The 18,064-nt window shown below is 66.1% G+C and carries 17 protein-coding genes; 16 read left to right on the top strand and 1 reads right to left on the bottom strand.

The features are described 5' to 3' along the window. Positions 1-221: 221 nt before the first annotated feature. Positions 222-1,004 (bottom strand): formate transporter FocA, encoded by a 783-nt coding sequence (locus ACY3GB_RS20600; RefSeq protein ID WP_463090366.1) that lies wholly within the window; start codon positions 1,002-1,004, stop codon positions 222-224. 90 nt (positions 1,005-1,094) lie between these two features. Between ACY3GB_RS20600 and ACY3GB_RS20595 the strand changes: the two genes are divergently transcribed. The 16 genes from ACY3GB_RS20595 (at position 1,095) to ACY3GB_RS20520 (ending at position 18,009) form a co-directional block, all read left to right on the top strand. Further along, the gene (locus tag ACY3GB_RS20595) at positions 1,095-1,394 is read left to right on the top strand and encodes a hypothetical protein (RefSeq protein WP_463090365.1); all 300 of its coding nucleotides are present in this window, start codon (positions 1,095-1,097) and stop codon (positions 1,392-1,394) included. A gap of 711 nt (positions 1,395-2,105) precedes the next feature. Beyond that, positions 2,106-3,404, top strand: a complete 1,299-nt coding sequence (locus tag ACY3GB_RS20590) for an HAAAP family serine/threonine permease (protein ID WP_463090364.1) — start codon at positions 2,106-2,108, stop codon at positions 3,402-3,404. 234 nt (positions 3,405-3,638) lie between these two features. Further along, a complete protein-coding gene (locus tag ACY3GB_RS20585; RefSeq protein WP_463090363.1) occupies positions 3,639-5,039 on the top strand; it encodes an L-serine ammonia-lyase in 1,401 nt (466 codons plus the stop codon). Positions 5,040-5,477: 438 nt separating this feature from the next. After that, positions 5,478-6,530, top strand: a complete 1,053-nt coding sequence (locus tag ACY3GB_RS20580) for a Gfo/Idh/MocA family protein (protein ID WP_463090362.1) — start codon at positions 5,478-5,480, stop codon at positions 6,528-6,530. A 17-nt stretch (positions 6,531-6,547) separates the two neighbouring features. Next, complete coding sequence (locus tag ACY3GB_RS20575; protein ID WP_463090361.1) at positions 6,548-7,663, top strand: DegT/DnrJ/EryC1/StrS family aminotransferase; 1,116 nt, start codon at positions 6,548-6,550, stop codon at positions 7,661-7,663. After that, a complete protein-coding gene (locus ACY3GB_RS20570; protein ID WP_463090360.1) occupies positions 7,660-8,175 on the top strand; it encodes an NUDIX hydrolase in 516 nt (171 codons plus the stop codon). Before ACY3GB_RS20575 ends, ACY3GB_RS20570 begins: the two co-directional genes overlap by 4 nt. Then, positions 8,172-9,278, top strand: a complete 1,107-nt coding sequence (locus ACY3GB_RS20565; protein ID WP_463090359.1) for a DegT/DnrJ/EryC1/StrS family aminotransferase — start codon at positions 8,172-8,174, stop codon at positions 9,276-9,278. Before ACY3GB_RS20570 ends, ACY3GB_RS20565 begins: the two co-directional genes overlap by 4 nt. Next, on the top strand, positions 9,259-10,617 hold the full coding sequence (locus ACY3GB_RS20560) for an NAD(P)/FAD-dependent oxidoreductase (RefSeq protein ID WP_463090358.1): 1,359 nt from the start codon (positions 9,259-9,261) through the stop codon (positions 10,615-10,617). Before ACY3GB_RS20565 ends, ACY3GB_RS20560 begins: the two co-directional genes overlap by 20 nt. After that, positions 10,614-11,300 (top strand): HAD family hydrolase, encoded by a 687-nt coding sequence (locus tag ACY3GB_RS20555; RefSeq protein ID WP_463090357.1) that lies wholly within the window; start codon positions 10,614-10,616, stop codon positions 11,298-11,300. Before ACY3GB_RS20560 ends, ACY3GB_RS20555 begins: the two co-directional genes overlap by 4 nt. After that, positions 11,297-12,406: a fatty acid desaturase family protein gene (locus ACY3GB_RS20550; protein WP_463090356.1), complete on the top strand. Its 1,110-nt coding sequence runs from the start codon at positions 11,297-11,299 to the stop codon at positions 12,404-12,406. Before ACY3GB_RS20555 ends, ACY3GB_RS20550 begins: the two co-directional genes overlap by 4 nt. Beyond that, positions 12,399-13,292, top strand: a complete 894-nt coding sequence (mtnP, locus tag ACY3GB_RS20545; RefSeq protein ID WP_463090355.1) for an S-methyl-5'-thioadenosine phosphorylase — start codon at positions 12,399-12,401, stop codon at positions 13,290-13,292. The genes ACY3GB_RS20550 and mtnP overlap by 8 nt, the downstream gene beginning before the upstream one ends. A 13-nt stretch (positions 13,293-13,305) precedes the next feature. Beyond that, positions 13,306-13,902, top strand: coding sequence for an NUDIX domain-containing protein (locus tag ACY3GB_RS20540; protein WP_463090354.1), 597 nt, complete (start codon positions 13,306-13,308; stop codon positions 13,900-13,902). Between the two features lie 173 nt (positions 13,903-14,075). Next, positions 14,076-15,254, top strand: a complete 1,179-nt coding sequence (locus tag ACY3GB_RS20535) for an MFS transporter (RefSeq protein WP_463090353.1) — start codon at positions 14,076-14,078, stop codon at positions 15,252-15,254. 21 nt (positions 15,255-15,275) lie between these two features. Continuing rightward, a complete protein-coding gene (locus tag ACY3GB_RS20530) occupies positions 15,276-15,971 on the top strand; it encodes an HAD family hydrolase (RefSeq protein WP_463090352.1) in 696 nt (231 codons plus the stop codon). Next, positions 15,968-16,939 carry an ABC transporter substrate-binding protein gene (locus ACY3GB_RS20525; protein ID WP_463090351.1) on the top strand — a complete coding sequence of 324 codons (972 nt, stop codon included), beginning with the start codon at positions 15,968-15,970 and terminating at the stop codon, positions 16,937-16,939. Before ACY3GB_RS20530 ends, ACY3GB_RS20525 begins: the two co-directional genes overlap by 4 nt. Further along, positions 16,936-18,009, top strand: a complete 1,074-nt coding sequence (locus ACY3GB_RS20520; RefSeq protein ID WP_463090350.1) for an aldose epimerase family protein — start codon at positions 16,936-16,938, stop codon at positions 18,007-18,009. Before ACY3GB_RS20525 ends, ACY3GB_RS20520 begins: the two co-directional genes overlap by 4 nt. Positions 18,010-18,064 lie beyond the last annotated feature (55 nt).

The raw sequence follows: 18,064 nt of genomic DNA, 5'->3' as shown, positions 1-18,064 counted from the left end.
TCGTACATTCGGATTCGAAAATTTCGCTTGATCTTAGTCAAGTCAGCCATCGCTTTCGGCGCGTTTTCGATCCCGCGGCGCAACATGCCAGATGCGTCCAATGTCCTTATTTTCTCAATGGTTTATAGCAAAATCGGCGCGGTACGCCATGTACCGCGCCGACTACATTCGAAATCGAACATCCACATGCCGCTTTCTGGCCGGAATGTTTCCCTACAGCGTCAGACCGCCTGCAGCGTGTGGCGTTCCAGCCGGAACACCACCAGGCCGACGCCGATGGCACCGCCGACGATATTGCCCAGCGTGGCCGGCAGCATATTGTGCAGGATGTCGCTCCACTCCAGGCCGGCCATGCCTTGCAGCTTGGCCAGCGCGAAGAAGGCCATGTTGGCGATGCTGTGCTCGAAGCCGGAGAAGAAGAACACGAACACCAGCAACATGATGATCAGCAGGCGCGCCGCCTCGTTGGCCAGCCGCATCGGCACCCAGACCGCCAGACAGATCACCCAGTTGCACAGCACACCCTTCCAGAAGATCTCCAGCGAGGACGCATGCACCTTGTGCTCCACCACGCTGAACAGCAGATGGTTGGCGGGCAGCGCGCCCATACCGCCGGCGCCGGCCAGCACGGCGACGAACAGCAGCACGCCGATCAGGTTGCCGATATACACCACCGCCCAGCTGCGCAGCAGGTTGCAGGTGCGGCAGCGGCCGCTCAGGCGGCCGACGGTGAAGTACATCACATTGCTGGTGAACAACTCCACCTTGCAGACGATGATGCTCACCAGCGCCACGCCGAAAAAGCCGGAAGTGGCGATGTAATAGCCGGAATCGCCGGCGGCGAAAAACACCTGGCCCAACTTCAGGCTGACCGCCAGCACGACGGCGATCAGCGCGCCGGCCATGGCGGAACTGAGCAGATAGCGGCCGGGCTCGGACAGCAGCACTTCCTGCTTGCTGGCAGCCTCGTCGACCACGTAGGCGAGGGTGGAGGGGTGGCTCATTTCGTTTCGTCTCTTCAATAGTGGGTAAGCTGGCGCAGAGCGGACGCGGGCCGAAGCCGTTCGCATCCAGTGCGACTTCCCGCAAATTTTATGTTCGTTTTAGTAAATTTGTGTTTGATACCAATCAACACTGCATCCGGTCCCGCTCCACGCCTGCCCAGTCAGGGTCCGCCAACAGATGAGCATCCCACCCGCATCCGACCCAATCGCCGCACTGGACATCAAGCATTTGATTTAAAAAACAATCCGGCATCACCAGGCATCGTCTTCCGCAAGCGTCCCATCGCCATCCTTCTCCGTGCGCAAGCCCATGGCTCAAGCCCGAACGAAACCCAAGCACGCCCACAGCAGGGATTCACTTATTTCGAAAACAACAATGTTCATTTTTGATTATTATTTTTCGTATTCGAAAATTATTCAGCACATTGCCGACTAAAGATAGTACTGTTTCGAACAACTTCAATCACAATCGAACACTCAATCCCTCATGCCCAGGCCTTGCGTCAATGGCACAGCCGAGATTGCAATAAAATCTTTTTTATTCAATGAGTTGCAAAAACGCGCCCTGATCGGAGCCCGCTCATCCACAGCGCATCCGCAAGCATGACAATGCCGGTTTTCATCCTGACGCCCATCCCTCCAGCCTCTCGGACAGCGCAAATTTGTTGCCGAGCAATTACTCCATACGATAGTTGCTGCCAAGCAGGCCTCGCAGGATGCGCAAAATTTGAAAAGTTGAAATATTTAATGAAATAAACATTCATGTCGAAATTTTATTGCTTGAAAACTGAAATAATTAAAAATAGTGCCAATAAAACCCCAAAAGCATTCTTTTGAAATTCTGTTTTCACTCGCCAGACTGTGTTCATTTGTTCATTTGATGACAAATTTATCTTGATTAGAATCAACTGATGTTCTTAAATGTGTACCTTTCAAACTACAAAGCACTTACGATGAGCAGCAAGTCAACCGGATAGGCATCCACCGCTCGGGATCGCGCCGGTTAGAACAGCTTTCTCCCGATGGCCTGGTTTGAACGACAAGGGCCAGGACATCGGACCTAGTAATTGCGAATATTCGTTTTGTAAAAGGCACCTCATCATGTCTCAAGCAATCGCCTCAACCGCTCCCCGTTCCGGCTCGTCCGGATGGACCAAGCACGACACTACCTGGATGCTCGGCCTGTACGGCACCGCCATCGGCGCCGGCGTCCTGTTCCTCCCGATCAACGCCGGCATCGGCGGCCTCTGGCCGCTGATGCTGATGGCCATCCTGGCCCTGCCGCTGACCTTCTTCGCCCACCGCGGCCTGACCCGCTTCGTGCTGTCCGGCAGCAAGGAAGGCGCGGACATCACCGAAGTGGTGGAAGAGCACTTCGGCATCGGCGCCGGCAAGATCATCACCCTGCTGTACTTCTTCGCGATCTACCCGATCCTGCTGATGTACAGCGTGGCCATCACCAACACGGTGCTGTCCTTCCTCAATAACCAGCTGCACATCGAAGTGGGCAACGGCATCGCCACCCGCGCGGTGTTCTCGCTGGCGCTGATCCTGGGCCTGATGTCCATCGTGCGCCTGGGCGGCCAGATGATCGTCAAGGCGATGAGCATCTTGGTCTACCCGTTCGTGGTGGTGCTGATGCTGCTGGCGCTGTACCTGATCCCGCAATGGAGCGACACCGCCATCCGCCACGCCGGCAGCCTCTCCGACGCAGTGTCCAGCGGCGCCTTCTACAAGACGCTGTGGCTGGCCATCCCGGTGATGGTGTTCTCGTTCAACCACTCGCCGATCATCTCGTCCTTCTCCGTCGACCAGCGCAAGCTGCACGGCGATGACGCCGAGCCGGCCTCCAGCCGCGTGCTGATCCGCGCCCACACCATGATGGTGCTGACCGTGATGTTCTTCGTGTTCAGCTGCGTGTTCAGCCTGAGCCCGGCCGACCTGGCCGCCGCCAAGGCCCAGAACATCTCCATCCTGTCCTACCTGGCCAACCACTTCCAGAACCCGGTGATGGAATGGGTTGCCCCGATCATCGCCATGGTCGCCATCAGCAAGTCCTTCCTGGGCCACTACCTGGGCGCCAAGGAAGGCTTCAACGGCCTGGTGGTCAAGCAACTGCGCCAGAGCGGCAAGACCATCGAGTCGTCCAAGCTGGACCGCTACACCGCCGTGTTCATGATCGTGACCTGCTGGATCATCGCCACCATCAACCCGTCCATCCTGGGCATGATCGAAACCCTGGGCGGCCCGGTGATCGCGATGCTGCTGTTCCTGATGCCGATGTACGCGATCCAGAAAGTGCCGGCGATGAAGAAGTACTCCGGAGCCGCCAGCAACATCTTCGTGGTGCTGATCGGCCTGATCGCCATCTCCGCCATCTTCTACGATCTGATCGCCTGATCGTCAGCAAACGGGCCGCGCCGGCCTAGCCCCTCCTCCTCTCGCTCAACGAGACGCCCTTGCAGGACAAGGGCGGGAGGAGCGGGCAGCCGCCAGGCCGCAGCCCAAGCAAGGATATGGAGAAGCCCGGCCGCGCCGGGTCCTCCGAAATCGCTCCACTCACGTGTCGGCAGCCTGACAGGCCGCGGATCGCCCCCTGTCCTCCCGCCGCACCCGCTTCAAAGAGGTAGCATCATGTTCAGCATGAGCGACATCTACAAAATCGGCGTAGGCCCCTCCAGTTCCCACACCGTCGGCCCGATGAAGGCCGGACACCAGTTCCTCGGCGCGCTCAAGGAAACCGGCAAATTCAACCAAGTGAACCGCGTCCACGTAGACTGCTACGGCTCGCTCGCCCTCACCGGCAAGGGCCACTGCACCGACCAGGCCATCATCCTCGGCCTCGCCGGCAACCTGCCGGACACGGTGGATCCTGACGCCACCGCCGCGCTGATGGCCGACGTGGAGCAAACCGGCCAGCTGACGCTGGGCCGCACCCACCAGCGCGTGGCCTTCGGCATGGATTTCCACACCGCCAACCTGCCGCTGCACGAAAACGGCATGCAGATCCACGCCTACATCGGCGATGAGAAGGTTCTGACCAAGACTTACTACTCGATCGGCGGCGGCTTCATCGTCGACGAAGAGCATTTCAACCAGTCCAGCTGCAGCGACACCCCGGTGCCCTATCACTTCGTCACCGCCCAGCAGCTGATGGACATGTGCGAAGAAACCGGCCTGTCCATCGCCGCGCTGGTGATGGAAAACGAAAAAGCCTTCCACGAAGCGGGCGAGGTGCAAGCGCACTTCCGCCGCGTGTGGGAAGTGATGAAGAGCAGCGTCGAGCGCGGCATGCGCACCGAAGGCAATCTGCCCGGCCCGATGCGCATCCCGCGCCGCGCGCCGGCCCTGCACCGGATGCTGACCAGTTCGCTCACCGTGGCCAAAGACCCGATGAGCGTGATGGACTGGGTCAATATGTACGCGATGGCGATGTCAGAGGAAAACGCCGCCGGCGGCCGCGTGGTGACCGCGCCCACCAACGGCGCCTGCGGCATCGTGCCGGCGGTGCTGGCCTACTACAACCACTTCATCCAGCCGCTGGACGACGACAGCTGCCTGCGCTTCTTCCTGTCCTCCGGCGCCATCGGCTGCCTGTTCAAGCTGAACGCGTCCATCTCCGGCGCCGAGGTGGGCTGCCAGGGCGAAGTGGGCGTGGCCTGTTCCATGGCCGCGGCAGGCCTGACCGAACTGATGGGCGGCAGCCCATCCCAGGTATGCATGGCGGCCGAAATCGCCATGGAGCACAACCTGGGCCTGACCTGCGACCCGGTGGCCGGCCAGGTGCAGATTCCCTGCATCGAGCGCAACGCCATCGCCGCGGTCAAGGCGATCAACGCCGCCCGCATGGCCATGCACCGCGTCAGCAGCCCCAAGGTGTCGCTGGACAAGGTGATCGCCGCCATGTACGAAACCGGCAAGGACATGGACGCCAAGTACCGCGAAACCTCCTGCGGCGGTCTCGCGCTGCAGATCAAGGTGGAAAACAAGGCGGTGCCCACCCAGGCCATCCGCTGGGTCGACGACGCGGCCTGACCCCCGCGAGTTCCCATCGACGCCGCCGGCTTCCCGGCGGCGTTTTTGCATGTGGCGCGAATGGCAACACTGCGCGAGCCCCGCCGCGTCTGACATTCCACGCGCCCTGACCATTTCCGCCTGACAGTTCCGACTAAAACAGACCTGTCTTTTCTATCAGTATTCGCAATCTCCCTCGCCGACGCCGGCACATACTCGCCGCATAACCGGTTCGAAACCGTATCCCGCAAGGCCTTCAGAGCCTCCCCGCCCGCACCGGGCGTCGCCTCCCGCGAATCCGGATGCCAACGATAAAAACTCGCTACTGGCTGTGCCGCTTTTTCTCATTGGGGCATGACTCCGCCATGCGCTTGCCCGCGCAGGGCTGAGGCTTTTTCATCAATCCCGAGCAAGACAGGTTCGCCGCGCCCCGCGCGGGGACCGTCATGGAGATTCACAATGAGTTTGATCAAAGTTGGCCTTGTCGGCATCGGCGCGCAAATGCAGGAAAACCTGCTGCCGTCCTTGCTGCAGATGCAGGACATACGGATCGTCGCCGCCTGCGACAGCGACCTGGAACGGGCGCGGCGCATCCACCGCTTCATCTCGGACATCCCGGTGCACGACAACGTGCCGGACATGCTGAACCAGATCCAGCTGGACGCGGTGATCATGGCCGGCCCGCCTCAGCTGCACTTCGAAATGGGGCTGCTGGCGATGGGCAAGGGCGTCAACGTGTTCGTCGAGAAGCCGCCGTGCGCGACGCTGGAGGAGCTGGAAACGCTGATCGACGCCGCGAACCGCAGCGACGTGGTATCCGGCGTCGGCATGAACTTCAAGTTCGCCCGCCCGGTGCGCCAGCTGCGCGAAATGACCCTGGTGGACGAGTTCGGCGAAACCCTGCACATCCAGCTCAACCACTACGCCAACAAGCCCCGCGCCCCGCTGTGGGGCCTGGACTCCACGCTGCGCTCCTTCCTGCTGGCGCAGGCGATCCACACCATAGACCTGGCCATCACCTTCGGCGACGGCGAGCTGCGCCGGGTGCAGTCCAGCGTCCAGCGCCACGACGACGCGCTGATCGTCAAAGCCGACATGGCCTTCTCCTCCGGCGCCACCGCCAGCCTGCTGGCCGGCACCAGCTTCCCCTACTTCGAGTTCGACATGAAGCTGGTCAGCTCCACCTCCACCCTGGTGGAGCTGGACAACCTGTGGAACATCACGCTGCACGAGCCCGAACACGCCACCCGCCCCACCGGCGCCGCCAAGCGCTGGCGCGGCGCCTGGCAACCGGGGCCGCTCGACTCCGGCTATGAGCGCAGCGGCTACCACGGCGAGCTGCACCAGTTCTTTCAGGCGATACGCGAACACCGCCGCTTCGAGGCAGACTTCGCCAGCCTGTTGCCCACTTACCGCGTGATTGAGGAAATCTGCTCCGCCGACGCCGTGGCCCAAGGCCTGCAGAACGCCCACAGCCGGATACGCACCGGCATCGAATCGCTGTCGCTGTAATCGAACAGGAGCCTTTCATGACCGAAACCATCGCCGCGGCGCAAATCGTCGACCGCGTGATCTCCGACAAATACCGTCCGCAGTACCCGGACGATCTACCCGCGCTGGAGCGGGCGCTGCGCGGCGCGCTGTCCGGCACCAGCGATACCGTGGCCGCCTACGAGCAGGCGCTGGCAGGCTGGTTCGGCGCCGCCGAGGCTGTCGCCCTGTCCTCCGGCGGCGCGGCGGTCAGCGTGGCGTTGTACGCCGCCGGCGTGCGGCCGGGCGACGATGTGCTGCTGACCCCTAGTTGCCCGCTGTGCACCGTCTACCCCATCATCGCCGCCGGCGCCAACCCGGTGTTTGTCGATACCCGCGCTCACGGCTTCGGCGCCGACCCCGACTCGGTGTGCGACCGCGTCTCTCCCCGCGCCGCCGCGCTGATCGACATCCCGATGTGGGGCTACCCCACCGAGGTGGACCAGCTGCGCGAACTCGCCGACTCGCTGGACCTGAAGCTGATCCTGGACCTGGCCCACTCGCACGGCAGCACGCTGCACGGCAAGCACCTGTCCGCCTACGGCCACCTGTCTTGCTTCAGCACCCACGAGCGCAAGCCGCTGGCCACCGGAGAAGGCGGCTTCGTGCTGACCGACGACGCCGAGCTCGCCGAGCGCTGCCGCTCCTACAGCCGTTTCGGCAACCTCAACGGCGCGGATTTCGGGCTCAACTACAAGCTGGCCGCGCTGCCGGCGGCGCTGGGCCACAACCGGCTGGACAAGCTCGCCGAACAGATAGACTGCCGGCGCACCCATGCCCGGCATCTGCTGCAGCGGCTGCGCCATCCCCAAGTGCGGGAAAAACGGATCATCGAAGGCGGCAATCCCAATTACTACTTCCTGAACCTGGAATTGAGCTTCGCCGATAACCGCGCCTTCATCGACTACCTTGACGCCCGCGGCATCCCGTCCGACATCAAGCGCTATGGCTGCCAGGCGCTGTATCGCTTCCCGGCGCTGGCCGAATACCGCCTCGACTGCCCGAACGCCGAGACGCTGCTCGCCGGCATGACCACGCTGCCCGTGCATCCGGCGCTGAGCGAGGCGGAGCTGGACTACATGGCCGACGTCATCAACGGATACCAGGCGCCATGATCACAGACCGAGCGATGCAGCGCGCCGGGCTGGAGCGGCATTTCACCGCCTCGGCCTTCGTGCTCAACCCCCACCATGAAGTGCTGCTGCTGCGCCACCGCAAGCTCGGCGTCTGGCTGTACCCGGGCGGCCACGTCGAGCGGCACGAGACGCCGGACGAGGCGGCGCTGCGCGAGGTGCGGGAGGAAACCGGCATCCACGCCCGGCTGCTGGGCGAACGCGACCTAGCGCTGGAGGACGAAGAGGCCGACGTCTCCGCGCTGCATCGTCCGTACCGGGTGCTATGCGAATACATCGCCGATCCGAAAACGCCGCACTACCACCTGGACCTGATCTACTTGTGCGCCACGCCCGAACGGCGCTGTCCACCGGGCCGGGAGGCGGTGGAGGTCGGCTTCTTCCCGCGCGAGCGCCTGGAGCAGCTGCCGATGTTCGCCAATTTCCGCCGCATGCTGGAACGCCTGTACGACGACGATGCCGTGTGGCAGGCGGTACAGCAGGAAGTCCGATGATGAGCACGCTTGCGCTGGAAACCCGCCATATCGCCGAAACCTGCGTCCACGACACGCCGGACGACATCCCCGAGCTGGCGCGCGCGCTGCGCGGCGGCCTGTCCGGCACCTCTGACATCGTCGCCGAATACGAAGCGGCGCTGGCCGGCCTGTATGGCCTGCCGCACGTGATCGCCGTCTCCTCCGGCGCCGCCTCGGTCCACGCCGCGCTGGCCGGCGTCGATTTCGCGCCAGGCGACGAGGTGGTGCTGGCGCCCACCTGCCCGATCTGCACCGTGCTGCCCATCCTGGCACAAGGATTGGTGCCGGTGTTTTGCGATGTGGCGCCCGACAGCTTCGGCCTGGACCCGGACGATTTGCAACGCTGCCTGGGACCGCGTACCCGCGCGGTGATCGAGGTGCCGATGTGGGGCTATCCGGTGCGCTCGGACCGAACCTGGGTGCTGCTACGAGAGCACGGCATCCCGCTGATCCAGGACTTGGCGCACTGCCACCTGACCCGGCTGAACCGCGATTGGCTGGCCTGCATCGGCGAGATTTGCTGTTTCAGCACCCATGACTGCAAATTCATGTCCACCGGCGAAGGCGGCTTCGTCATGACCGCCGATCCGCGCCGGGCCGAGCGCATCCGCGCCTACACCCGCTTCGGCAACCTCACTGGCCACAGCGTGGGCATCAATCTGAAGCTGGGCGGCCTGCAGGCGGCATTGGGGCTGGCGCGCAGCCGCCTATTACCCCGGCATCTCGATATCCGCCTGCACAACCGCGAACGGCTGCTGGCCGCGCTGGACAACCCGGCGCTGCGCGAGCTGCCGCTGGTAGAACACGGGCAAGCCAATGGCTACGCGCTGCTGCTGCAGGCGGTGGGCCACGACGGCCGCCAATTGGTGCGCTACCAGATGACGCGCGGCATCCCGTCCGATATCGGCAAGTACGACAACCAGCCGCTTTACCAGCAGCCGCTGCTGGAACGCTACCGCCGCGACTGCCCCAACGCCGCCCGGCTGCTGCGCTCGCTGACCACGGTGCCGCTGCATCCCGACCTGACCAGCAAGGACCTCGACTACATCGCGAGGACATTGAATGACTACGCCCCGAGTTGAAAACGGCCACGCGGTGGTGCTGGGCGGCAGCATCGCCGGCTGCCTGGCCGCCGCCGCGCTGGCCCGCAGCTACGCCCGCGTCACCATCGTGGAGAAAAGCGATTTCCACGACGAGACCAGCGCGCGCCAAAGCGTGCCGCAAGAACACCACGTCCATCTGCTCTTGCAGCGCGGCAAAGAGATCATGGAGGCCATCTTCCCCGGTTTCCTGTCGGAGCTGGAGCAGGCTGGCGCGTTGGTCGCCGACCTGGGCCACGACGTCAAGTGGTACCAGGCCGGGCGCTGGAAAAACCGCTATCGCTGCGGCATCCACGCCCATTACTGCAGCCGCCGGCTGATCGACACCCATCTGCGCCGCCGCGTCTCGCGGCTGCCGCAGGTGACGGTGTTGTCGCGCACCCAGATGGAAGGGGTGGATTTCCGCCGCGATGGCGACAAGCTGGCGGTCGCCGGCGTCCGGCTGCGCAACGACGACCACGCCTGGACGCTGGAAGCCGACGCGCTGGTGGACGCCAGCGGCCGGGGCACCCGCCTGCCCGGCTGGCTGGAAACCGCCGGTTTCGGCGCGGTGGAAAAAAGCATGGTGAAAACCGACCTCGGCTACGCGTCGCGCATCTACCGGCGCCGCCCCGAGTTCGCCAGCCAATGGAAGGTGCTGCTGGTGCTGGCCACGCCGCCGCATCAACGCGCGATGGGCGTGATCAGCCCGATCGAGGGCGACCGCTGGATGGTGACCACCGGCGGCTGGTTCGGCCACTACCCGGACCGCGACCCGAACGCCTTTCTGAAAGCGCTGGCCGCGCTGCCCATGCCGGACATCCACCAGGTGATACAGGACGCCGAGCCGCTGTCCGACGTGTCGGTATTCCGCATGCCCGGCAGCCTGCGCCGCCATTACGACCAACTGCCGCGCTGGCCGGACGGCCTGCTGGTGGTCGGCGACGCGCTGGGCAGCATGAATCCGCTGTATAGCCAGGGCATGACGATGTGCGCGCTGGAGGCGGAATGCCTGGGCCAGAACCTGGACGCGCTGCTGGCCGGCGGGCTGGGCTTCCAGGCGCTGCAGGAAAAGCTGTGCCGGGTGCTGGACCCCGCCTGGCAGATGGCGGTCACCGAAGACCTGCGCTTCCCGGAAACCGAGGGCGAACGCGACTGGCGCACCCGCTTCCTGCACTGGTACGGCGCCGGCCTGACCCGGCTGTCCGCCTACCACCGCGGCGCGCTGGAAGCCCAGATCGGCGTCAGCAACCTGATCGTCAGCCCATCGCGGCTGTACGCGCCCCCCATCGCCGCGCGCATCGTGCTCGGCTCGCTGCGGCCCGGCGGAGGCCATCCATGAGCGCGGCATCGTGGCTGGCCGGGGTGCGCCATCTGGTCTTCGACTGGAACGGCACCCTGATCGACGATATCGATCTGGCGGTGGCGTCGGTGAACCGCTGCTGCGCGCGCTTCGGGGCGGAACCGGTCACGCGCGAGCGCTACCGGCGCGAGTTCGGCTTCCCGATCGCCGGGTTCTACGCGCGGCTGGGCTTCGACTTCAACTGCCATCCGTTCGCCGACATCGTCGCCGTCTACCTCGAGCATTTCGACGCCCATGTCGCGCGCTGCCCGATGCACGACGGCGTCGCGGAACTGCTGGAGCTCGCCGCCGCCCGTGGCATCGGCGCCTCGGTGCTGTCGGCGTCGCAACGCAACGTGCTGCTGCGCACCCTGGACGCCAAGCGGCTGCTGGGCAGCTTCCAGCACGTGATCGGCCTGGACCACACCCACGCCTCGGGCAAGCTGGATGAAGCCCGGGCATTGCAATCCCGGCTGGCGCTGCCGCCGGTGGACACGCTGTTCATCGGCGACACGCTGCACGACTGCGAGGTGGCGCGGCAGGTGGGCTGGCGCGCGCTGCTGGTGGAAACCGGCCACCAGGACCGGGACCGGCTCGACGAAGGCGGCGCCCCCGTCTGCGCCAGCCTGGCGGAGCTGCTGCCGGCGCTGTCCGCGCCCGCCGCGGCGGGAGAACCCTCATGAATTCGCTCTATACTCTGCTGGCGGTGCTGGCCGCCTCGCTGGCGATGCGTGGCATCGTCTACTTTTATTACCGCGACAGCGGACCGGTGATGCGCAGGCTGCGGCTGCTGCCGCGCGTCAACGACAATCCGGAAACCTATTACCGTCCGCTCGACAATTGGCTCGCGCCGCTGCCCTTTGTCTGGACCTGGCTGGACATCGTGGCGGCGGTGATGGCGGCCGCGCTGGCCGACTCCGCCGTGGGCTGGGCGCTGGTGACGCTGTGGAGCGGCGGCCGCATGCGCGCGCTGCAGGAGTTCGGCCACAACGCCGTCCATTTCGCGCTGTGCCCGTCCCATGCCTGGCAATGGTGGCTGAGCGACATCTTCTACCAATTCCCGGTGTTCAAGCGCGACATGCACAGCCGCCACAAAACCCACGGCGACCACCATCGCAAACCCAACCACCCGGAACTGGACCCCAACCGCGCCCGGGTGTTCGCCGGCGGCTATCTGGCCGGCCTGTCGGACGCCGCCTTCCTGGCCCGCCTGCTATACCCGCTGTGGCCGGCCGGCTTCTGGAACAATCTGAGCACGATGACCCGCAACAGCCTGCTCAACCATTCCCGAACCACGGCGCTGGCCCGCTGCGCGACGCTGCTGGCCACCGGCGCGCTGCTGTACTGGGTCGGCGGCTGGCCGGGCGTGGCCTTCGGCTGGCTGCTGCCGCTGTTCACCTCCTACCCGGTGTTCGCCTGGGTGTCGCTGCTCGCCGAGCATCGCTGGTTCATGCCCGGCTTCCCGCAGGAGCGGCTGGAGCTGGAATACCTGATGGGTCGCCCCACCGATTACTTCGGCGTCAGCGGCTGGCTGGTGCGGGTGTTCATCGCCCCCACTTCGGATGCCTACCATCTCGCCCACTCCTTGTATCCCGGCGTGCGCTGGAACTACCTGCCGGCGATAGACCGGCACCTGAAGATCCACGATCCGCGCTACACCGAGCATGCCAGCGAGGGCCTGCTGCGCTGTCGCGGCAACGCGCCGTCGGCGCTGTCCGAACTGCGCGAACGGCTGGTGGCCCCGCCGCTGGCCGGCCACCTTTCCACCCAAGGAATCCACCATGACTGAATCCCATCCGGCCCGCATCGGCATCATAGGCGGCAGCGGCTTCCAGCGACTGCTGGGCCTGACCGACGCCCGAACCGTTCACTGCGCCACCGCCTTCGGCGCGCCGTCCTCGCCAGTGGTCACCGGCTATCTGGGCGGCGTGCCGGTCGCCTTTCTGCAGCGCCATGGGCCGGGCCACGCAATCCCGCCCGCGTCCATCAACGTCAAGGCCAACATCGCCGCGCTGCGCAGCGTGGGCTGCGTCCAGATCCTATCGATGAGCGCGGTGGGCAGCCTGCGCGAAGACGTGCCGCCCGGCCATTTCGTGCTGGTCGACCAGTTCATCGACCGCACGCTGATGCGCGACAAGACCTTTTTCGGCTCCGGCCTGGTCGGCCACGTGCCCTTCGGCGACCCAATCTGTGGCCGCATGCGCGAAGCGCTGGCCGATAGCGCCGCCGCCACGGGCGTGCCGGCGCGCGACGGCGGCACCTATGTGGTGATGGAAGGGCCGCAATTCTCCACCCGCGCCGAGTCCCGGCTTTACCGCCAGTGGGACGGCACCGTGATAGGCATGACGGCGATGCCGGAAGCCAAGCTCGCCCGCGAAGCCGAGCTGTGCTACGCGCTGGTGGCCATCCCCACCGATTACGACTGTTGGTTCGAATCGCAGGAACCGGTCAACGCCGCGCTGGTGGCGGAGCGGATGGCCGAAATCGGCGACAGCGCGCGCCGGCTGGTGGAAGAAGCGGTGCAGCGCCTGGGCCGCCACGGCGGCGCCTGCCGCTGCGGCTGCGACCGCGCGCTGGACACCGCCATCATGACCGCGCCGGAACAGCGCGACCCCGCCATGCTGGCGCGGCTGCTGACCGTGGCGCCGAACGCAAGCCGATTGACGAACAAGTAAAAGGAAACACCGCATGAGCCATACCACCGCTACCCGGGAAAGGGTGCGCATCCAACGCGTGGAAGTGCTGTCCGATGACTGGTACGTGCTGCGCAAGACCACCTTCGACTACCTGCGCCGCGACGGCAGCTGGCAGACGCTGTCGCGCGAAACCTACGACCGCGGCAACGGCGCGGTGATCCTGCTGTACAACCGCGCCCGCCGCACGGTGATCCTCACCCGCCAGTTCCGCTTTCCCGCCTTCGTCAACGGCCACGACGGCATGCTGATCGAAGCCTGCGCCGGCCTGCTGGACCAGGACGACGCGGAAACCTGCATCCGCCGCGAAACCGAAGAGGAGACCGGCTACCGGATAGACAATGTGCGCAAGGTATTCGAAGCTTTCATGAGCCCGGGCTCGGTCACCGAGAAGCTTTTCTTCTTCGTCGGCGAATACCATCCCCGCGACAAGGTGGGAGACGGCGGCGGCGTGGAGGAGGACGGCGAGGAGCTGGAGGTGCTGGAACTGCCGCTGCGGCAGGCGTTGGCGATGGTGGACTGCGGCGACATCGCCGACGGCAAGACCATCATGCTGCTGCAATACGCGCAACTGCACCGGCTCTTGGATTAAGACAGGCAGGGATCGCCGCGGCGGGAAGGTCCGGAGAAGCCGGATCCAGCCACTGCCTTGGGCGATCGCGCCGAGACGCCAGCGGCGGAGTCTCCGGACGCATCGGGCCGGCCCATCAGCCGACGCGGCGTGCGTTCCGAAGCCTCCGCACCAACACCTCAGGATCAACCGCGATGACAGACAGCCCCCGATCCACCCGGCCATTCCGCCGCGACGGCCCCACCTGGTTCCTCTATCTGGTGTTGGCCGTGTTCGGCTTCCAGCAATCGGTGCTGGGCTCCACCCTGCCCTTCCTGCGCGCCGAGTTCGGCTACGATCCCATCCAGGTCGGCTGGCATTTCACCAGCTACGCCGGCGGCCTGGTCGCGTCGGGCCTGCTGGGGGGCTGGCTGCTGCCCAGGCTGGGCCTCGGCCCGCTGATCCGCGGCGCGGCGGTCGCCATGGTGCTGGCCGTGTTGTCCATCGCCCAGGCGCGCGGCTTCGCCGGCACCCTGGCCGCGGCCATCGCCATGGGTCTGACCGGCGGCGTGCTGCAATCAGCGGTGCAGGCCGGGCTGGCCTGGCATCAGGCCGAGCACCGCGACATGGCGATGGTGGAAGCCTTCATCTTCGCCGGCGCCGGCGTGTTTTCCGGTCCGCTGCTGGTCGGCCAACTGGCCGCGGCCGGCATTCCCTGGCGCTGGACGCTGCTGGCGGCCGCGCTGGCCCTGGCGCTGGTGCTGCCGCTGCCGGCACCCGCCGGCCGTCCTGCGCCGGCAGCCAAGCCAAGCAAGCCTTCGCGCGGCGGCGTGCCGCTGGCGGTGGCGCTGTGCTGGGGCTCGGTGCTGCTGGGCATAGGCGCGGAATGGGGCATAGGCTTCTGGGGCGCGCAGTTTCTGGAAAGCCGGTTGGGCCTGGGACCGGCGCAGGCGGTGAGCCTGATGTCGGTCTTCTTCGGCGGCACCGTGTTCGGCCGCATCGTCTCCAGCCGGCTGCTGGCCCGGTTCGACGGCCGCAACATGCTGATGGCGGTGATCCTGCTGGGCGGCGGCGCCATTCTCGCGCTGTGGGCCAGCGCGCTGCCGTCCGCCACCATCGCCGCGCTGGCCCTGGCCGGCATGTGTCTGGGCAATTTCTTCCCGCTGCTGATCAGCAACGCGATCCGGCTGGAGCCGGACCACGTCGGCCTGATCTCGGTGGGCGCCACCCAGGCGGTGGGCGTTTCCCTGCTGGTGGTTCCCATCGTATTAGGCTATATCGGCCAGGTGGCCGGCCTCGTCAATGCGATTGGCATGCTGGTGATTCTGCCCTTGCTGATGGCCGCGGCCTGCCTCGCCGCCGGCTACCGCCATGCGTTGCCGCACAAAGCCTGAGACTTGAGCAAAAGGAGAACAATGATGAGCCAAGCCGACTTCACGCTGCTGTTCGATCTGGACGGTACTCTGGTGGACACCGACATCCTGCATTTCGGCGCCTACCAGACGCTGCTGGCCGATCACAAGCGCAGCATCACCATGCAGATCTACAAAGAGCGGATCATGGGCGCGCCCAACGACGCGATCATGCGCGAGCTGTTTCCCGATCTGTCCCTGGACGCCCACCGCCGGCTGGCCGAACGCAAGGAGGAACTGTTCCGCGCGGCCATCGGCAAGCTGGAGCCCACGCCCGGCGCGCTGGCGCTGTTCGAATGGGCGGAGGCCCGCCGTGTGCCGATCGCCATCGTCACCAACGCGCCCCGCATCAACGCCGAGCGCATGCTGGCCGGGCTGGAGCTGCTGGGTAGGATAGACGCGCTGGTGATAGGCGAGGAGCTGCCGCGCGGCAAACCGGACCCGCTGCCTTACCTGACCGGGCTTCAGCGTCTGGGCGGACGCGCCGAGCGCGCGCTGGCCTTCGAGGATTCGCTGTCCGGCGCGCGCGCCGCCAGCGCCGCCGGCATCCACACCTTCGGCATCGGCACCTCGCTGCCCGCCGCGTCGCTGCTTGACGCCGGCGCCGACGAGGTGATCGCCGACTTCACCGCCGCCGAACTATGGCGGCGGCTGGACGCGCTGGAGCTCGGCGCGGAGGCAGAGGAGTCCGGCGCATGAGCCCCTTCCTTCCTCCGGCGGGACTGCCCGCCGACGCCGTCCGCATCGAAGCCGCCACCGGCAGCGGCGCGGGCGGGCATCTGGTGGCCTACAGCTCGTTCGAGCCCTATGAGCTGGCCGACTACCTCGAAGCGCTGAGCCGCCTGCTGCCCGATGTCGCCATCACCGTGTGGCGCATGCCCACCTCCAGCCTGACCGCCTTTCTGCTGTCCGACCCCGAGGGCGACCTGGTGCTGGGCTGGGCCGACACCGCCGCGCAGAGTCCGGGCATCGCCGCCCGCATCGCGCCGCCGGCGGCCGGCGGCTGCGACGCCGACGGTTTCTACCGTCCCACCGGCTTTTCGCTGGCGTTCGTCGCCGATCCCGCCTTGTTGCAGGCCCGCGGCGCCGAGCCGCCGACACGCTGGTCCGATCTGGCCGCGCCGGCGCTTCGCCAGGCGCTGCTATTCCCCGACCCCCGCCGCTCCGGCGCCGGCTACCTGGCCTTGACCACCATTCTGCAATATTACGGGCCGGAAGACGGCTGGCGGCTGATGGTGGAAATAGACCGCAACGTGATCGACTACCCCGGCTCCGCCTGGGAGCCGGCGGCCCGCGTCGGCCAGAACGGCGCGGCGCTGGGCATCACGGTGCGGGTGGCGGCCCGCCGCCGGCTGAGCGACAACCCGGCGTTGATCCAGGCTCTGCCCCAGGACGCGATAGGCGCGGAAGCGGAAGTCTACGGCGTCCTCGCCGGCAGCACGCAGCAAGCGCTGGCGCGAAGGGCGCTGGACTGGGTGATGTCAGACGAAGCCGCCGACCTGTTCCGCCATCACGCCAAGCTATTGCTGCGCGGCGAACGCGAGCCCGCCTTGTTTCCCATCAATCCCGAGCGGGCGAGCCGCGAGCGGCCCGCCGTTCTGCAACGCTTCGACGCGCTGATGCGGCTGCGCGCCGTCCGCGCGCCCAAATCGGAGGCCACCCCATGATTACCCGTTCCCCATTCGGCCTCCTGCCCGGCGGAGAAGTCGTCGAAAAGATAGAACTGGCGCTGAGCAACGGCGTCAGCGCCGCCATCCTGTCCTGGGGCGCCACGCTGCAGTCGCTGCGCAGCCCGGACCGGCACGGCCGTTTCGACTCGGTGGTGCTCGGCTATACCCGGCTGGACGATTACCGGCAGGCCGGCGGCCGTCTGGGCGCCACCATGGGCCGCTACGCCAACCGGATCGAAGACGGCCGTTTCCAGCTTGACGGCCAGTGGCACCAAGTGGACTTGAACGAAGGCCGCCATGCGATACATGGCGGACCGGAAGGCTTCGACCGCCGCCTGTGGCAAGTGGCCGCCGTGGCCGACCTTCCCGACCGGCCCGAAGTGCTGCTGCGGCTGGAAAGCCCGGACGGCGACCAAGGCTTTCCCGGACGACTGATCCTGACCGTCAGCTACGCGCTGAAACCGCCGGGCGATCTGGTGATCAGCTACGAGGCGAGCTGCGACCGGCCCACCGTGTTCAACACCACCAACCACGCCTATTTCAACCTGGCGGGCGAGGGCAGCGGCAGCGCGCTGGACCACAAGCTGGCCATCTTGGCCGACCACTTCCTGCCGGTGACGGAAGAGCTGATTCCCACTGGAGAGATCCGCGACGTGCAGGATACGGTATTCGATTTCCGCGAACCCAAGCCGCTGGGCAGGGACATCCGCGCCGACGACCCGCAAATCCGCCTGGGCCGCGGCTTCGACCATTGCTACGTGCTGTCGCGCGACGGCGCCGAACCCTATCCCAGGCTGGCCGCGCGGGCGGTGGAGGACTGCAGCGGGCGCCAGCTGGATGTGCTCACCACCGAGCCCGGCCTGCAGTTGCACAGCGGCAATGTGCTCACCGGCCGCTACCATGGAACGTCCGGCCGCGCCTACCGGCAATCGGACGGTTTCTGCCTGGAGGCCCAGCACTTTCCCAATACGCCCAACGTCTCCCATTTCCCCAGCGCCGTCTTGCGGCCGGAACAGCCGTACCGCAGCACCACCATCTACCGGCTGGGCATCGCCCCATCCCGCTAGGCGGAAACCGCCGGGCAGCGAAGCGGCGGCTTGCCCGGCGGCGACACGCCGCCTA

It is taken from the genome of Chromobacterium sp. Ag138 (assembly GCF_055181315.1).
Note: the sequence above shows the minus strand (reverse complement) of the source record. Positions and strands in the feature narration are given on the sequence as shown.

What these genes read in the sequence shown, in the direction of transcription:
- ACY3GB_RS20535 (WP_463090353.1), top strand. Translation starts at nt 14,076, where the DNA reads ATGACAGACAGCCCCCGATCCACCCGGCCATTCCGCCGCGACGGCCCC.
- ACY3GB_RS20585 (WP_463090363.1), top strand. Translation starts at nt 3,639, where the DNA reads ATGTTCAGCATGAGCGACATCTACAAAATCGGCGTAGGCCCCTCCAGT.
- ACY3GB_RS20560 (WP_463090358.1), top strand. Translation starts at nt 9,259, where the DNA reads ATGACTACGCCCCGAGTTGAAAACGGCCACGCGGTGGTGCTGGGCGGC.
- ACY3GB_RS20595 (WP_463090365.1), top strand. Translation starts at nt 1,095, where the DNA reads ATGTTCGTTTTAGTAAATTTGTGTTTGATACCAATCAACACTGCATCC.
- ACY3GB_RS20570 (WP_463090360.1), top strand. Translation starts at nt 7,660, where the DNA reads ATGATCACAGACCGAGCGATGCAGCGCGCCGGGCTGGAGCGGCATTTC.
- ACY3GB_RS20575 (WP_463090361.1), top strand. Translation starts at nt 6,548, where the DNA reads ATGACCGAAACCATCGCCGCGGCGCAAATCGTCGACCGCGTGATCTCC.
- ACY3GB_RS20540 (WP_463090354.1), top strand. Translation starts at nt 13,306, where the DNA reads ATGAGCCATACCACCGCTACCCGGGAAAGGGTGCGCATCCAACGCGTG.
- mtnP (WP_463090355.1), top strand. Translation starts at nt 12,399, where the DNA reads ATGACTGAATCCCATCCGGCCCGCATCGGCATCATAGGCGGCAGCGGC.
- ACY3GB_RS20590 (WP_463090364.1), top strand. Translation starts at nt 2,106, where the DNA reads ATGTCTCAAGCAATCGCCTCAACCGCTCCCCGTTCCGGCTCGTCCGGA.
- ACY3GB_RS20520 (WP_463090350.1), top strand. Translation starts at nt 16,936, where the DNA reads ATGATTACCCGTTCCCCATTCGGCCTCCTGCCCGGCGGAGAAGTCGTC.
- ACY3GB_RS20580 (WP_463090362.1), top strand. Translation starts at nt 5,478, where the DNA reads ATGAGTTTGATCAAAGTTGGCCTTGTCGGCATCGGCGCGCAAATGCAG.
- ACY3GB_RS20555 (WP_463090357.1), top strand. Translation starts at nt 10,614, where the DNA reads ATGAGCGCGGCATCGTGGCTGGCCGGGGTGCGCCATCTGGTCTTCGAC.
- ACY3GB_RS20530 (WP_463090352.1), top strand. Translation starts at nt 15,276, where the DNA reads ATGATGAGCCAAGCCGACTTCACGCTGCTGTTCGATCTGGACGGTACT.
- ACY3GB_RS20565 (WP_463090359.1), top strand. Translation starts at nt 8,172, where the DNA reads ATGATGAGCACGCTTGCGCTGGAAACCCGCCATATCGCCGAAACCTGC.
- ACY3GB_RS20525 (WP_463090351.1), top strand. Translation starts at nt 15,968, where the DNA reads ATGAGCCCCTTCCTTCCTCCGGCGGGACTGCCCGCCGACGCCGTCCGC.
- ACY3GB_RS20600 (WP_463090366.1), bottom strand. Translation starts at nt 1,004, where the DNA reads ATGAGCCACCCCTCCACCCTCGCCTACGTGGTCGACGAGGCTGCCAGC.
- ACY3GB_RS20550 (WP_463090356.1), top strand. Translation starts at nt 11,297, where the DNA reads ATGAATTCGCTCTATACTCTGCTGGCGGTGCTGGCCGCCTCGCTGGCG.